The 13,047-nt window shown below is 73.1% G+C and carries 12 protein-coding genes and 1 pseudogene; 10 read left to right on the top strand and 3 right to left on the bottom strand.

Going from position 1 to position 13,047, the window contains the following annotated elements; genetic code table 11:
- Window positions 1–45 precede the first annotated feature (45 nt).
- Window positions 46–2,724 carry a LuxR C-terminal-related transcriptional regulator gene (locus tag EV371_RS27585; protein ID WP_130464621.1) on the bottom strand — a complete coding sequence of 893 codons (2,679 nt, stop codon included), beginning with the start codon at window positions 2,722–2,724 and terminating at the stop codon, window positions 46–48.
- 223 nt (window positions 2,725–2,947) lie between these two features.
- Between EV371_RS27585 and EV371_RS27580 the strand changes: the two genes are divergently transcribed.
- From EV371_RS27580 to rdgB, 9 genes and pseudogenes are all read left to right on the top strand, one after another.
- On the top strand, window positions 2,948–4,540 hold the full coding sequence (locus EV371_RS27580; RefSeq protein ID WP_130464620.1) for a hypothetical protein: 1,593 nt from the start codon (window positions 2,948–2,950) through the stop codon (window positions 4,538–4,540).
- 71 nt (window positions 4,541–4,611) lie between these two features.
- Window positions 4,612–4,902, top strand: coding sequence for an ATP-dependent Clp protease adapter ClpS (gene clpS / locus EV371_RS27575; RefSeq protein WP_130464619.1), 291 nt, complete (start codon window positions 4,612–4,614; stop codon window positions 4,900–4,902).
- Window positions 4,878–5,414 (top strand): DUF2017 family protein, encoded by a 537-nt coding sequence (locus EV371_RS27570; RefSeq protein WP_207230622.1) that lies wholly within the window; start codon window positions 4,878–4,880, stop codon window positions 5,412–5,414. The genes clpS and EV371_RS27570 overlap by 25 nt, the downstream gene beginning before the upstream one ends.
- Window positions 5,415–5,683: 269 nt before the next feature.
- Window positions 5,684–6,172 carry a Mov34/MPN/PAD-1 family protein gene (locus tag EV371_RS27565; protein WP_130464617.1) on the top strand — a complete coding sequence of 163 codons (489 nt, stop codon included), beginning with the start codon at window positions 5,684–5,686 and terminating at the stop codon, window positions 6,170–6,172.
- A 69-nt stretch (window positions 6,173–6,241) separates the two neighbouring features.
- Window positions 6,242–6,565 (top strand): annotated as a pseudogene (locus tag EV371_RS27560) (MoaD/ThiS family protein); the annotation flags it as partial.
- A 121-nt stretch (window positions 6,566–6,686) separates the two neighbouring features.
- Window positions 6,687–7,652, top strand: coding sequence for a pyridoxal-phosphate dependent enzyme (locus EV371_RS27555; protein WP_130464615.1), 966 nt, complete (start codon window positions 6,687–6,689; stop codon window positions 7,650–7,652).
- A 292-nt stretch (window positions 7,653–7,944) separates the two neighbouring features.
- Complete coding sequence (locus EV371_RS27550) at window positions 7,945–8,691, top strand: MBL fold metallo-hydrolase (protein WP_130464614.1); 747 nt, start codon at window positions 7,945–7,947, stop codon at window positions 8,689–8,691.
- 56 nt (window positions 8,692–8,747) lie between these two features.
- Window positions 8,748–9,476 carry a ribonuclease PH gene (gene rph / locus EV371_RS27545; RefSeq protein ID WP_130464613.1) on the top strand — a complete coding sequence of 243 codons (729 nt, stop codon included), beginning with the start codon at window positions 8,748–8,750 and terminating at the stop codon, window positions 9,474–9,476.
- The gene (gene rdgB, locus EV371_RS27540) at window positions 9,473–10,087 is read left to right on the top strand and encodes an RdgB/HAM1 family non-canonical purine NTP pyrophosphatase (RefSeq protein ID WP_130464612.1); all 615 of its coding nucleotides are present in this window, start codon (window positions 9,473–9,475) and stop codon (window positions 10,085–10,087) included. Before rph ends, rdgB begins: the two co-directional genes overlap by 4 nt.
- 46 nt (window positions 10,088–10,133) lie before the next feature.
- On the opposite strand, the gene EV371_RS27535 is transcribed toward rdgB, so the two are convergent.
- A complete protein-coding gene (locus EV371_RS27535) occupies window positions 10,134–10,715 on the bottom strand; it encodes a TIGR03086 family metal-binding protein (protein ID WP_130464611.1) in 582 nt (193 codons plus the stop codon).
- Window positions 10,716–10,778: 63 nt separating this feature from the next.
- Between EV371_RS27535 and EV371_RS27530 the strand changes: the two genes are divergently transcribed.
- Complete coding sequence (locus EV371_RS27530; protein WP_130464610.1) at window positions 10,779–11,522, top strand: helix-turn-helix domain-containing protein; 744 nt, start codon at window positions 10,779–10,781, stop codon at window positions 11,520–11,522.
- A 48-nt stretch (window positions 11,523–11,570) separates the two neighbouring features.
- On the opposite strand, the gene pdxR is transcribed toward EV371_RS27530, so the two are convergent.
- Entirely contained in the window at window positions 11,571–13,001 is a 1,431-nt protein-coding gene (pdxR, locus tag EV371_RS27525) for a MocR-like pyridoxine biosynthesis transcription factor PdxR (protein ID WP_130464609.1), read from the bottom strand.
- Window positions 13,002–13,047: the final 46 nt, after the last annotated feature.

The raw sequence follows: 13,047 nt of genomic DNA, 5'->3' as shown, positions 1-13,047 counted from the left end.
GGGCCCTTCCTTGCCTCCGGCTCAGTGGTCCGGACCGCCTCCGGCTCAGTGGTCCGGGTCGCCGTCCTGCTCCGGTATCGCCTTCAGCGCGGGCCGCAGCTCACCACGGCCGGCCACGCCGAGCTTGTTGTAGACCCGCTGGAGGTGGTTCTCCACCGTGCGGGTGGAGATGTAGAGCTGCTCCGCGATGTTCCGGCTGGCCAGCCCCCGGGCGGCCAGCCGGGCGATCTGCCGCTCCCGCTCGGTCAGCGCCGGCTGCCGCAGCGACAGTGCGGGCGTACGCAGCACGTCGCAGCGCCGCAGCAGCCCGGCGAGCCGCAGGTTCGCCTCGTGTGACCGGTTCGACCGGGCCGCCCGCAGCCGGATCACCGCCCGGCTGGTCGCCTCGGCCGCGAAGACATTGAGGTCGAGTTCGGCGAAGCCCTCCGCGACGGCGAGCAGCTGATCGCCGGAGTGGCCGTACTCGGCCCGGGCGTGCCGGGCCATCAGCGACGGCAGCGGACCGTCGACGCTCTCGCTCAGCTCCGTCAGCCGCTGTGCCACGGTCCGCCGCCGGCCGGTCACGGTCGGCTCGCCGACCTCGATGTCGGCCCGGCCGAACCGGACCAGATCGTGCAGGGCCAGCACCTCGTGCCCGGCGAAACCGTCCGTCTGGAGCCGGTGGACCAGATCGCGCAGCGTGCCGACCGCGGTGGCGAGTTCGCCGGTGGCGGCCTGCACGGTGGCCCGGGCCTGCTCCAGCCAGGGGTAGAGCACGGCCATCCCGGCGGTCTGCGACCGGTCCGACTCCGCCATCGCCTCGACCGCCGACTCGACGTCGCCGCGCATCGCCGCCGCCTGGGCACGCTCGGCGTGCGCCAGCCCGGCGAAGACCCGGCTGGTGGCGAGGACGGCACAGGCGCCGAGGCTGGTCCGCAGCGCCTCGCCGGTCTGGCCGCGCAGCCGGGCGGCCTGGGCACGGAGGATCGAGAGGTAGCCGGAGCCGAGCCGGAAGTCGCCGGCGTCGGCCAGGTCGGCGAACTCGGCGGCGACGATCGCGTCGATCCCGGCCAGGTCGCCGGCGAGCGCCAGCCGGGTGCCCCGGGCCAGCTCCAGCGCGAGTTGCAGGTAGGGCATCTCGGCCCGCCACTGCGCGGCCTCGGCGGCCACCCCGTCGATGGCCCGGCCGCTGAGCGTCAGCTCGCCCCGGGCCGCCTGTAGGTGCGCGATGGTGCACCGGGCCAGGCCACGGGCGGCCACCGTGGCGGCCGGCCGGTCGAGCACCCAGCGGCTCAGCCGCAGCGCCTCGGCACACTCCACCCGGTGCAGTCGCATGATCGCCTCGAAGGCGACCACCCGGGCCCGGTCCGCCGGGTCGGTCAGCCGGGCCGCGTCCGCCGCGATCTGGACCACCGTGGACTCCCGGTCGAGCCCCCAGTACGAGACCATGCCGCGTACGGTCAGCCATCGGCTGCGCCGCTCGTCCGAGGAGATCTGGTCGGCGACCGAGTCGAGCACCCGGATCGCCTCCTCGGCCTGGTCGCTGAACATCAGGATGGTGGCGAGCAGTTCGGCGGCCTGGTAGCCGCCGCCGGCCTCCAGCGCGGCCCGGGCCAGCCGGGCGGCGAGCGGTACGTCGAACTGGCTGAACGCCTGCCCACCGGCGCGCAGCAGTAGCGTCGGGTCCTGCGCGGTGCCGGAGTCGAGCCGCCAGACCGCCACCCGGAGCAGATCGTCGCGGCGCCGGGTGCCGGCCCGCTCGACCAGGTCGGCAAGGTGGGCGTTGAGCCGGCGGGCCCGGGTGACCGGGCAGCGGCGCCGGACCACCTCGCCGTAGAGCGGGTGGGCGAGCCGCACGTCCGAGCGGCGGTCGTGCACGTCGACCCGGATCAGGCCCCGCTCCTCGGCGGTCTCCACGCTGGAGCTGTCGGTCGCCCGGTGCAGCAGGGTCAGTCCGATCGGCTCACCCATGGCGACCAGCTCGACCACCGCGCGTACGCCCGGGTCGAGCTGTCCGATCCGGACGTCGATCAGCTCGTCGAGGCTGGGCGGGAGCTGACTGCGGCCGGTCCACCGCCAGACGCCGTACGTCCGGGTGAGTTCCTCGCTGGCGTGCGCCGCGATGACCAGCTCGCGGAGCATCAGGGCGTTGCCGGCGGAGAGCCGGTACAGCCGGTCCGCCGACGGTGCGTCCATCGGGTCGCCGAGCATCGCGGTGAGCAGGTCGTTGCTGTCGCCCGGCGGGAGCGGCGCCAGTTCGGCGTGGTCGACCAGGTCGTCCGTCCAGAGTGCGCGGATCGGCAGCGGTACCGCCTCGCCACTGCGCAGCGTGCCGAGCACCGTCGCGTTGTCGGAGCGCGCGATCAGGTAGACCAGGGCGGCCGAGGAGGGGTCGAGCAGGTGCGCGTCGTCGATGCCGATCACGATCCGCCGGCCCGCCGCCTGCTGGTGCAGGGCATCGACGGCCCAGCGCATGATGCCGGCCGGGGAGAGGCCGGCGGGCTGGTCGGCCGGGAGGACCTGGGCGAGCCCGCCGAACGGTATCCCGGCGGTGGCGATGTTGGCGGAGGCGGACCAGACGGCGCAGCCGTGCGCCGGCAGCGCCGCGAGCGCCTCGCTGAGCAGGCGGCTCTTGCCGACTCCGGCGGTGCCGCTGAAGAATATTCCTCGACTTCCCGGGCTGGTGGCGGCGCTCACCAACCGGCTGAGTTCATCCGTTCGACCAACGAAGCTCCACCGCCCCATCGGGGCAGCATATAGACCGGGTGCCATCCGCGCGCGCCTGGTGACTGAATGAATTTGAGTAGCTTGTCGGGCATCCATGAGTATCGTTGGTGCTCGTAGCGTGTGGGCATCGACACGTAGCGTTCCGATATTCGGCGGACCCGGCCAGCGCCACCGGTCGGGTCTTGCCAACGGCAGCGGCCCCGACCGGAGCGTTCCGGCCAGGTTGGAGGTGCAGACAGCGATGGAGTTCCGGTCGCTTCCCGTCCCCGGGCCGCCGGGAACGCCCGGTGCCCGGACAACCCGTCGTAGGGCGGGCGACGGACCCGCACTGGTCGAGCCGCCACCCGACGAACCGCTCGCCGTGATCACGATCGGGCCGTCCGCAGGGAACCGCCGGGCCGTACTCGCCGGACTGCTCGGCGCGGCCGCGCCGCCACTGCGGGTGCCGGCGGGCAGCTTCCTGGTGGTCGACTACGCGCCCTCCGTCGGCGGCGCCGCCTACGTGCCCGGGCTGCGCTCCTCCCGGGAGTACCGGCCGGAGCCGGTCGGTGCCGGTCCGGCCCTGGCCCGCCCGCCGCGCCGGGTCGAGCTGACCGTGCCCGCCCCGCTGCTGCGGCACTTCGCCCTGGTCGACGCGCCGGACACCGGCACGCTCGGCGTGGCCGGCGTCCGGGTGGTCCGCGACGCCGTGCGACGGGGCGGCGCGCTGCTCTATGTACTCCCGGACGACCAGCCGGTCGCCGCCGCCGAACTGGACCTGCTCGCCGAGGTGGCGGAGGAGGCCGCCGTCTTCCTGGTCGGCATGCCGGGCGCCGGCGCCGGCCCACCCGCGTGTCCGGGCGCCGAGGCCGGCTGGCCCGGCGGTCCGGGCACCCCCGCCGGGTTCGCCGCGCCCACCGCCACCGGTTTCGTCGGACCCGGCCACGACGGCGAGGGACCGGCGCCCGACGGGTCGCCGGCAGGCTGGCTGGAGGCGCGCCGGGCCGGCCTGGTCGCCGCGGTGCCCGCGCTCGGCGGGGTGGACTGGATCGACCTCGACCCGGCCGCGGCCGACACCGCCTACCTGCGCCGGGCCCTGATCGACTGGGCCGCTGCCGAAGGGCTTCGCCGGGCCAGCCTCGTCTCGCCGGTCGCGCCCGGGGCAACCCGGACGGTTCCGGTCGCGCCGGCCGCCCGGACCTCCGGCTGGGCCGACCGGCTGGAGCGGCGCTCCCGGGGCCTGGCCCACCAGCTCCGCAAGGACATCGCGCTGGAGATCGCCGCCATCCACCTGCGCTGCGTGCGGGGGGTCGTCGGCAGCGCCGGCGTACCGGGGCTGCCCGGACTGCTCGACCGGGAGGTCGAGGCGCTGTCGCTGGAGGTGGTGGCGGCCTGCGACGCGGGCGTGGACAAGATGCTGGTCGAGTCGCTCGCCCTGGTCTTCGGCGAGGTGCCGGACGAGGGCGTACGGCTGCGCGCCGCCGCCGCGGTCGGCTGGGGACTCGCCGCCGACCGCTCCGCCCGGGACTTCGACCGGGTCCTGCTGATCCGGGAGACCGGCGAGGTCGAGACGGTGCACGGGCTGGGCGCGGTCGGCGCGCTCGCCGGCTATCCCTGCGGTACCGGCGGGGCGATCCTGCCGCCGCTCGGGGTCGGCCTCTCCGGCGGCTGCTACCAGTACTGGCGCAACCCGTTCCGGGCGGATCCGAGCCAGGCCCGGTCCTGGCTGGGCCGGACACTGCGGGAGACCGAGGTGGAGCTGTGCCGCGAAGTGTCCCGGCGGTTCGAGGCGGTCGCCGCCTCGCTGGCCGACGTGCTGGCCGAGGCGGTCCGGCACGGCCGTCTGCTCGCCTGAAGGGGCCCGGTTCGCACCCCGGCGGCGTTCCGGTTCCTCGCAACGCCTCCGGCGGTGGCACGATGGGGGGCATGGCGGCTCCACAGGTTGCACCGGTCGACGCGCCGGACACCGAAGAGGTGCCGGTCGCCGACCGGGCATGGGTGACGATCGTCTGGGACGACCCGGTCAACCTGATGACATACGTGACCTGGGTGTTTCAAAAACTCTTCGGTTACAGTCACGAGAAGGCCGAGAAGCTGATGCTCGACGTGCACCACAAGGGCAAGGCGGTGGTCTCCAGCGGCGCCCGCGAGCGGATGGAGCACGACGCGTCCCAACTGCACGCGTACGGGCTGTGGGCGACGGTGGACCAGGCGTGAGTACGTTCCGTCGACAGGGCGAGCACTGCGTCGCCACCTTCGCCGCCGACGAGGTGCGGGTGCTCCGCAAGGTCGCCTCCGAGGTGGTCGGCCTGCTCACCGACGGCTTCGACCACTCCGACCCGGTCGTCGGGCGACTGTTCCCGGACACCTATCCGGACAGTCCGGGTGATTCGGCCGACCTCCGGCGGTACACCGAGGGCGATCTGAAGACGGGCAAGATCGATCAGGCGGGCGCGGTACTCGCGGCGCTGCCCCCGGTGACCGGTGGCGAGGTACGGCTCGACGCGGAGGCGGCGGAGGCGTGGCTGCGTGCCCTCAACGACGCCCGGCTGGCCATGGGCGTACGCCTGGAGATCTCCGCCGACACCGACCTCGGCGACGAGCTGGACGACGCGGTGCTGCACGACCCCACCTCGACCCGGGTCTTCCAGCTCTCCATCTACGCCTATCTGGGCTATCTCCAGGAGTCGTTGCTCCGCGCGCTGGTCGAGGGCAGGCTCGCACACTGACCGCCCGACCGGTCTTCCCCGCCCGACCGGTCTTCCCCGCCGGGCGGCTCCTCCCCGCCGGGCGACGGCTCCCGCGGCCGACATCGGCGTGCCGCCGGGACCGACGGCGCTCACCGCAATGTTCTGCGGGCGACTTCACCGCAGACGTCTGGTTTGGGCGCTTCTGTGCGGGCTGGCGCCGCCGGCCAGGCGGGACGGGTGAGGTCGGCCACTCCCGCCGGCCGAGACCGACCGCTCCGGGTCGGCCCGAGAGGCGGTAGGCTGGGCGCGTGCTGAGTATCGACCGGTCGATAGTCGACGCGATCGTCGCGCACGCCCGTCGGGACCACCCCGACGAGGCGTGTGGCGTGGTCGCCGGCCCGGCCGGCACCGACACCCCGACCCGGCACATCCCGATGGTGAACGCCGCGCGGTCCATGACGTTCTACGAGTTCGACTCGATGGAGCAGTTGCGGCTCTGGCGGGAGATGGACGATCGCGACGAGGAGCCGGTGGTGATCTACCACTCGCACACCTCGACCGAGGCCTACCCGTCCCGCACCGACATCTCCTTCGCCGGAGAGCCGGGCGCGCACTATCTGCTCGTCTCCACCCGTGACCCGGAGACCGAGGAGATCCGTTCGTTCCGGATCGTGGACGGGGTGGTGACCGAGGAGCCGATCCGGGTCGTCGACGCCACGGTGGACCCGAACGCCGTGCAGTCGTACATGTTCGGGCAGAGCCCGGCGACGGTCGACTACGAGTGTTCCGGCCGCTGACTTCCACAACTCAGCAGCCGTTGTCGTAGTCCGTTCCCCAGTCCGTCGTTTCCCAAGGAGCACGCAATCATGGCCATCGAGGTTCGCATCCCCACCATCCTGCGCAGCTACACCGGCGGCGCCAAGGTCGTCGAGGGGTCCGGCGACTCCCTCAACGAACTCCTGTCCGACCTGGACGGCAAGTATTCCGGCCTGCGCGGCCGGCTGGTCACCGAGCAGGGCGCGCTGCACCGCTTCGTCAACGTCTACGTCAACGACGAGGACGTCCGGTTCCTCGGTGCGCTGGACGCCAAGCTCTCCGACGGGGACACCGTGACCATCCTGCCGGCCGTGGCCGGCGGCGCGTTCGGCTTCGCGGCGGCAGCCGCGATCATCGGGCACAGCGCGGCGGCAGCCGCGATCGTCGGGCACAGCGCGGCGGCAGCCGCGATCGTCGGGCACAGCGCGGCGGCAGCGGCGCCAGGGCACGGCAGGTCGGTGCCGGCCCCGTCCGCCGCCCGCTGAGGAGGCCGCCATGACGCGGTACGAGAGCCTGCTCGACGCGTGCGGCGGTACTCCGCTGGTGGGGCTGCCCCGCCTCTCGCCGACGGTGCCCGACGGGGCACCGCCGGTGCGGCTCTGGGCGAAGCTGGAGGACCGGAACCCGACCGGCAGCATCAAGGACCGGCCGGCGATGTTCATGGTCCGCGAGGCCGAGCGGGCCGGCCGGCTCCGGCCGGGTGACACCATCCTCGAACCGACCAGCGGAAACACCGGGATCTCGCTGGCCATGGTGGCGAAGCTCCGGGGGTACCGGCTGGTCTGTGTGATGCCGGAGAACGTCTCGGCGGAGCGGGTGCAACTGCTCCGGATGTACGGTGCCGAGATCATCTTCTCGCCGGCCGCCGGCGGCTCGAACCAGGCGGTGGCGACCGCCAAGCAGATCGCCGCCGACCACCCGGACTGGGTGATGCTCTACCAGTACGGCAACCAGGGCAACGCGCGGGCGCACTATGAGACCACCGGTCCGGAGCTGTTGCACGACCTGCCGACGATCACGCACTTCGTCGCCGGGCTGGGCACCACCGGCACGCTGATGGGGACCGGGCGCTACCTGCGGGAGAAAATCGACGAGATCGAGATCGTCGCCGCCGAGCCCCGGTACGGCGAACTGGTCTACGGGCTGCGCAACATCGACGAGGGCTACGTCCCGGAGCTGTACGACGCCCAGGTGCTGACCCGGCGCTTCTCGGTCGGTACCCGGGACGCGGTGCTGCGTACCCGGCAGCTCGTCGAGGTGGAGGGGATCTTCGCCGGGTTCTCCACCGGGGCGATCCTGCATGCCGCGCTCGCCGTGGCGCACGAGGCGGTCAAGGCCGGCCGGCGGGCCGACGTCGCGTTCGTGGTCGCCGACGGCGGCTGGAAGTACCTGTCGACCGGTGCGTACGGCGGCACCCTCGCCGACGCCGAGAACGCCCTGGACGGTCAGCTCTGGGCCTGACGGCGGACCCGCCGGCCGGTTGCAGGGTGCACCGTTCCGGCCCGGCGGGAGGCGGTGCCGACATGACCGCAGAAGGTGACGGAACGTAACGCTCGGGCCGTTTGCGGCGTCTGGCCCTTACCGGGCCGGGTCGCCCAGACCGGTTGTCACGTTGGCGACAACAGTCCGCAGATCTTTCTTGTGCCCAGGTGTCGCGGCGTAGGCTGCGCACCGTGACAGACCATCCGGCATTGATCGTTCACGCGTTGGTCGGCGGGCTGTCCGTGACCATCTGTAATGGCGGGGCAACCTGATGCGACTGACGATCCTCGGCTGTGCGGGCAGTTTCCCGGGGCCCGAGTCGGCCTGTTCGGCCTATCTGGTCGAGGCCGACGGCTTCCGGTTGCTGCTCGACTTCGGCTCGGGCTCGCTCTCCGCCCTGCAGCGGTACGTCGGGTTGAAGGCGCTCGACGCGATTCTCCTGACCCACCTGCACGGCGACCACATCCTCGACGCGGTCCCGTACATCGTGGTGCGGCGGTACGCACCGGACGGTCCCTATCCGCCGCTGCCGGTGTACGCCCCGAGCGGGGCGCCGGAACGGCTCGCCAACGCGTACAGCCTGGACGAGGGGACGCTCGACGACGTCTACACCTTCTACGGCCTGCAGCCCGGGACCTTCCCGATCGGGCCGTTCTCGGTCACCGTGGACCGGGTCAACCATCCGGTGGAGACCTACGGGGTACGGCTGGAGCACGGTGGCCGGTCGCTCTGCTACTCCTCGGACACCGCCCCCTGCGAGTCGCTGCTCCGACTGGCCCACCGCGCCGACCTGTTCCTCTGCGAGGCGAGTTATCTGGACGGGGTGGAGAACCCGCCCGACCTGCATCTGACCGGGCGGGAGGCGGGCGAGATCGCCACGAAGGCAGAGGTGGGGCGACTGCTCCTCACCCACCTGGTCGCCGCCTGGGGCAGCGAGGCGGTGACCCACGAGGCGGCGCTCTCCGCCTTCGCCGGCCCGGTCGAGATCGTCCGGCCCGGCGCCCGGTACGAGGTGTAGCCCGGCCGCGGGACACCCTCGGGCGGCGCGATCGGGCGAGCACATAGGCTGCGGGGATGGCGCGACCTGACGGGCGGCGGCCCGACCAACTTCGACCGGTGACCCTTACCCGACGCTGGAGCGTCCATCCGGAGGGGTCCGTCCTCGTCGAGTTCGGCGATACCCGGGTGCTCTGCACGGCGAGTGTCACCGAGGGGGTGCCGCGCTGGCGCAAGGGCTCCGGCCTGGGCTGGGTCACCGCGGAGTACTCGATGCTGCCCCGGTCGACCACCACCCGCTCGGACCGGGAGAGCGTACGAGGGAAGATCGGCGGGCGTACCCACGAGATCTCCCGGCTGATCGGGCGGAGCCTGCGGGCCTGCATGGACCTCAAGGCGCTCGGCGAGAACTCGGTCGTGCTGGACTGTGACGTGTTGCAGGCCGACGGCGGCACCCGGACCGCCGCGATCACCGGGGCGTACGTGGCCCTGCACGACGCGGTGAACTGGTTGGCCGAGCGGAAGGCGCTGGCCGGCAAGCCGGCGAAGGTGATGCACCGGTCGGTGGCGGCGGTCAGCGTCGGCGTGGTGGAGGGCGAGCCGCGCCTCGACCTGAACTACCTTGAGGACGTGGCGGCCGAGGTGGACATGAACGTGGTCTGTACCGGTACCGGGGACTTCGTCGAGGTGCAGGGGACCGGCGAGGCCGGCGTCTTCGCCCGCGAGCAGCTCGACGCGCTGCTCGACCTCGGTGTGCTCGGCTGTGCCGAGTTGACCGACGCCCAGCGGAAGGCGCTGGCCGAATGACCCGGGTGCTGCTGGCGACCCGCAACGCCAAGAAGCTCACCGAGCTCCAGCGGATCCTCGACCACTCCCTCGGCGTGCAGCGCATCCAACTCGTCGGGCTGGCCGACGTCGCGCAGTACCAGGAGGTCCCGGAGACCGGGCTGACCTTCGGGGAGAACGCGCTGCTCAAGGCGCGCGAGGGTGTCAAGTGGAGCAACCTGCCGACGATCGCCGACGACTCGGGGCTGGCGGTCGACGCCCTGAACGGCATGCCCGGGGTGTTCAGCGCCCGCTGGTCGGGCGGGCACGGCGACGACCGGGCCAACCTGGAACTCGTGCTGGCGCAGATCGCGGACGTACCGGACGAGCACCGGGGCGCCGCCTTCGTCTGCGCGGCGGCCCTGGTGCTGCCGGGCGGCAAGGAGCACCTGATCGAGGGCCGTCAGCCCGGACGGCTGCTGCGGGCGCCCCGTGGCGACGGGGGCTTCGGCTACGACCCGATCTTCCTCGCCGACGGGCAGGACCGGACGAACGCCGAACTCTCCCCGGAGGAGAAGGACGCGATCAGCCACCGGGGCAAGGCGCTGCGGGCGTTGGCGAAGGTGGTCGCCAGGGTGCTACCGCCGGCATAGCGGGTTGGGCGCCGCCGGCACAGCGGGTTCGGTGCCGGTTGCCGGGTCAGCGGCTCCAGCCGGGGTCGCGGCCGACGACGCCGAGGATCCGGTCCAGGGTCGGCGCGGTGGCCGGCACCTCGACCTCGGGCCCGTAGACGCCCATCTGCCGGCCCTGCTCGGCGGTCTTCACCACCTCGTCGTGCACGTAGCCGAGCAGCTCGTCGTCCCACCTCGGCTGCTGGCCGGTCGCCCGCGCCAGGTCCCAGGCGTGCACCACCAGTTCGGTCACGATCATCCCGCCGACCAGCGCGGCCGGCAGCTCGGTCGGGCCGCCCATGTGCGTGGTGCCGGTCCAGGCGCCCGGCTCGGCCCAGGTGTCGGCGATCCGCTGCACCCCGGCCGTCAGCTCGGCCGCCCAGTCGCCGCCGGTCAGGTCCAGCTCCGCCTCGCTGCCGGCCGGCGGCGGTACGGTCTCCTTCCGCCCGGCACCCTCCAGCGACGGACCCCAGAACAGCAGGTGGTTGATTAGCTTTCGAACGTCGTACTCGGCACACGGGGTGGGGTTGTCGAGCTGGTCGGGTGTGATGTCCCGGATGATCTCGACGAGCGGTGTGGCCGCCCGGGCCACCAACTGTGCATCAGCCATGTCGGCAAGCAAACCACGAGGTGGGACGGCCGTCTTGAACGAACGCGACATAATCTGGCGGGCGTGACCAGGGACGTACGCGAGCTCGGCGGGGCGTGGACCAGACACCAGCGACACGCCTTCGCGGCCCCCTCGGCCGACCTCGCCCGGTACGTCGAGCGCTACTGGATCGTCTCCTGGGAGTACGCCGAGCCGTACCGCCAGCTGATCGTGCCGTATCCGAACGTGCACCTGACGTTCCGTGGCGGTCGCGGGATCGTGACCGGCGTCAGCAGCGGACACCAGGTCAGGATCCTGGCCGGCGTCGACGAGATCTTCGGGGTGGCGTTCCGGCCGGGCTGCTTCCGGCCGTTCCTGGGCGCGCCCGTCTCGACGATCACCGACCGGTCGATCGACGCGGCGGAGGTCTTCCCGGGCGCCCTGCCCGATCCGCTCGACCTGCCGACGGTGGAGGACTACCTGCGCCGCCGCCTGCCCGAGCCCGACCCCCGGGCGGAGGAGGTGGCCGCGATCGTCGCGAGGATCGCCGACAGTCCGGGCCTCAACCGGGTGGACGCGCTCGCCGACGACCTCGGCCTGGGCGTACGCGGGTTGCAACGGCTGTTCGCCGAGTACGTCGGCATCGGGCCGAAGTGGGTGATCCGGCGCTACCGGCTGCGCGAGGTGACCGAGCGGCTCGGCCGGGGTGAACCGGTCGACTGGGCCGTGCTCGCCGCCGAACTCGGCTACGCCGACCAGGCGCACTTCACCCGGGACTTCCGGAAGATGTTCGGCGAGCCGCCGACCCGGTACGCCGAGCGGTACTGAATGGCGGGGGTCCGGCCGGTGTTCCGCCGCCCGGACCGGCCACCCCGGCTACGGTTCCGGACCGAAGGCGGCGGCGAGGCGGTGGATCCCCTCGTCGATGTCGGCCAGCGCGATGCCGCCGTACCCGATGACCAGGCCGGCCTGTCCGGGCCGCTCGCCGCAGTAGCTGGCCAGGCTCTCCACCGCGACGCCGGTCTCGCGGGCCCGTGCCGCCACCGCGCAGAGGTCATCGGTGCTGCCGGGCGCGAGCCGGGCGGCGAGGTGAAGGCCGGCGGCCGAGGGCACCGGGTGGAGCCGCTCGCCGAGGTGTGTGGCCAGCGCGGCGAGGATGCGTCGGTGGCGCGCGGCGTACTCCCGGCTGGTCCGGCGGATGTGCCGGGCCAGCAGTCCCTCGTCGATGAATTCGGCCAGCGCGCCCTGGGTGGTCAGGTCGCCGTGCCAGTCGCTGAGCTGCCGCGCGGTGCGCAGCGCGGGTCGTAGCGAGGCCGGCGAGACCAGGAACCCGACCCGCAGCATCGGCAGCAGGGTCTTGGAGAACGACCCGACGTAGATCACCCGGCCGCGTCGGTCGAGGCTCTGCAGCGGTTCCAGCGGGCGGCCGGCGAACCGATACTCGCTGTCGTAGTCGTCCTCGACCACCACCGCGCCGTGCCGCTCCGCCCAGTCCAGCAGGGCGGTGCGGCGGGCCAGCGACATCGGTACGCCGAGCGGGAACTGGTGGGACGGGGTGACGTAGATCAGCCGGCTGTCGGCCGGCAGCGCGGCGACGACGAGCCCTTCCGCGTCGACCGGCACCCCGCTCACCCGGGCGCCGTGGGTCTGGAACAGGCGGCGTGCCGGTGGATAGCCCGGTTCCTCCACCGCCACCCGGTCACCCGGCTCGATCAGTACCCGACCGACCAGGTCGAGCGCCTGCTGAGCGCCCTGGGTGACCAGGACGTCGCCGGTGCCGGCCCGCACCGACCGGGAGACGCCGAGGTGTCGGGCGAGCGCCGCGCGCAGCCCGGGGTGTCCGGCCGGCTCGGTGTTGGCCGGGCACCGGACGGTCGCGGCCCGCAGCTGGCGGGTGACGAGCCGGCGCCAGACCTCCAGGGGGAACAGCGCCGGGTCGGGGGCGCCGACCCGGAAGTCGTACCTCAGGGTGCCGGCCCGGGGGACCTCCGGGACGGAGTCCCAGACGGGACGGGGGCGGACACCTCGGCCGACCGGGGCGGTCCGGGGGCGCGCCTCGCCGATCAGCCGACGGTCACCGACGTACGTCCCGGAGCCGACCCGGCCGACCAGGAAGCCCTCCGAGGTGAGCCGGTCGTACGCCGTCGCCACCGTGTTGCGGGCGACGCCGAGCCGCTCCGCCAACTCGCGGGTGGGCGGCAGCCGCTCCCCGGGCCGCAGCCGCGCGTCGAGCACGGCCTCCCGCAACTGCCGGTAGATCTGGGTCGTCAGGTCGCCCCGGCCGGTCAGCCGGATATGGAGTTCCATGTCTCCTCGATTGGCCCAATCAAGTTGCTGAGAATTGGAGCTTACA

Source organism: Plantactinospora sp. CNZ321, from assembly GCF_004217235.1.
Note: the sequence above shows the minus strand (reverse complement) of the source record. Positions and strands in the feature narration are given on the sequence as shown.

What these genes read in the sequence shown, in the direction of transcription:
- clpS (WP_130464619.1), top strand. Translation starts at nt 4,612, where the DNA reads ATGGCGGCTCCACAGGTTGCACCGGTCGACGCGCCGGACACCGAAGAG.
- EV371_RS27580 (WP_130464620.1), top strand. Translation starts at nt 2,948, where the DNA reads ATGGAGTTCCGGTCGCTTCCCGTCCCCGGGCCGCCGGGAACGCCCGGT.
- EV371_RS27535 (WP_130464611.1), bottom strand. Translation starts at nt 10,715, where the DNA reads ATGGCTGATGCACAGTTGGTGGCCCGGGCGGCCACACCGCTCGTCGAG.
- rph (WP_130464613.1), top strand. Translation starts at nt 8,748, where the DNA reads ATGGCGCGACCTGACGGGCGGCGGCCCGACCAACTTCGACCGGTGACC.
- EV371_RS27555 (WP_130464615.1), top strand. Translation starts at nt 6,687, where the DNA reads ATGACGCGGTACGAGAGCCTGCTCGACGCGTGCGGCGGTACTCCGCTG.
- pdxR (WP_130464609.1), bottom strand. Translation starts at nt 13,001, where the DNA reads ATGGAACTCCATATCCGGCTGACCGGCCGGGGCGACCTGACGACCCAG.
- EV371_RS27550 (WP_130464614.1), top strand. Translation starts at nt 7,945, where the DNA reads ATGCGACTGACGATCCTCGGCTGTGCGGGCAGTTTCCCGGGGCCCGAG.
- rdgB (WP_130464612.1), top strand. Translation starts at nt 9,473, where the DNA reads ATGACCCGGGTGCTGCTGGCGACCCGCAACGCCAAGAAGCTCACCGAG.
- EV371_RS27585 (WP_130464621.1), bottom strand. Translation starts at nt 2,724, where the DNA reads ATGGGGCGGTGGAGCTTCGTTGGTCGAACGGATGAACTCAGCCGGTTG.